Genomic DNA, 1,152 nt, shown 5'->3' on the forward strand with positions numbered 1-1,152 from the left:
CGGGCGCGGCAGCGGCACGGCGCGGGGATCGCCCTCACGCGCCAGGCGCTCTACCGCCGGGCCACCGGGATAGCCCAGGCCAAGCACCTTGGCCGTCTTGTCGAACGCCTCGCCAAGCGCATCATCGATCGTGGTGGCCAGGCGGCGATAGCGGCCCAGCCCCATGACTTCCAGGATCTGGCAATGCCCGCCCGAGACCAGCAACAGGCAATAGGGATAGGCCAAGGCGGGCTCTGCCAGGCGCGGCGAGAGCGCGTGCCCTTCAAGATGATTGATGCCGATCAGTGGCTTGCCACTGGCCATGGCCAGCGCCTTGCCCGTCACCAGCCCGACCATGACCCCGCCGATCAGGCCCGGCCCGGCCGTGGCGGCAATGGCGTCCATGTCGTCCAGCGTCAGCCCGGCATCGGCCAGCGTGGCGGCCACCATCGGGGCGATAACATCGGCATGGGCACGGGCGGCAATTTCGGGCACAACCCCGCCATAGGGCCGATGCGCGTCATCCTGCGAGGCGATGCGCTGGGCCACGATACGGGCGGCAAGCGTGGTGGCGCTGCCGTCGATAACGGCAACGGCGGTTTCGTCACACGAGGATTCTATGCCAAGGATCAGGGCCATGCGGAGCTTTCCCTTAGAGATAATCCCGTTTACGGCAAGCCAAGCATGATCAACCCGTCTCACAACCCGTCGCAGGCGCCCGACAAACCGTTGCGCCTTGGCCCCCGCCGCTCGCCCTTGGCCATGGCTCAGGCCGAGGAAACCCGCGCGCGGCTGTGCGCGGCGCACGGCTGGCCCGAAAGCGCGGTGGAACTGTGCCCGCAGGTGGCCAGCGGCGATCGCATCCAGGACCGCCCGCTCGCCGAAATAGGCGGCAAGGCGCTGTGGACCAAGGAACTCGACGCGGCGCTGCTGCACGGCGAGATCGATTTTGCGGTCCATTCGATGAAGGATGTGGAAACCATCCGCCCGGACGAGATCACGATCGCTGCCGTGCTGCCACGCGCCGATGTGCGCGATGTCCTGGTGGGTGCGGCCAGCATCGCCGCGATTCCGCCCGGCGCCAAGGTGGGCACCAGCGCGCCGCGCCGCGCGGCGCAGATGCTGCACGCCCGGCCCGATCTGGAAATCGTGTCGTTTCGCGGCAACGTCGCC

General features: G+C 68.5%; 2 protein-coding genes. One reads left to right on the forward strand and one right to left on the reverse strand.

Annotated features, from left to right (window positions below; all coding sequences use genetic code 11):
- A partial coding sequence (locus H926_RS0107690; RefSeq protein ID WP_022675778.1) for a tRNA (adenosine(37)-N6)-threonylcarbamoyltransferase complex transferase subunit TsaD occupies positions 1-618 on the reverse strand: 618 nt, incomplete at its 3' end.
- A gap of 45 nt (positions 619-663) precedes the next feature.
- Between H926_RS0107690 and hemC the strand changes: the two genes are divergently transcribed.
- Positions 664-1,152 (forward strand): hydroxymethylbilane synthase (gene hemC / locus H926_RS0107695; RefSeq protein WP_022675779.1); only part of this gene is annotated, 489 nt, incomplete at its 3' end.

The sequence above is a fragment of the Novosphingobium sp. B-7 genome (genome assembly GCF_000410615.1).
Taxonomy (GTDB): domain Bacteria; phylum Pseudomonadota; class Alphaproteobacteria; order Sphingomonadales; family Sphingomonadaceae; genus Novosphingobium; species Novosphingobium capsulatum.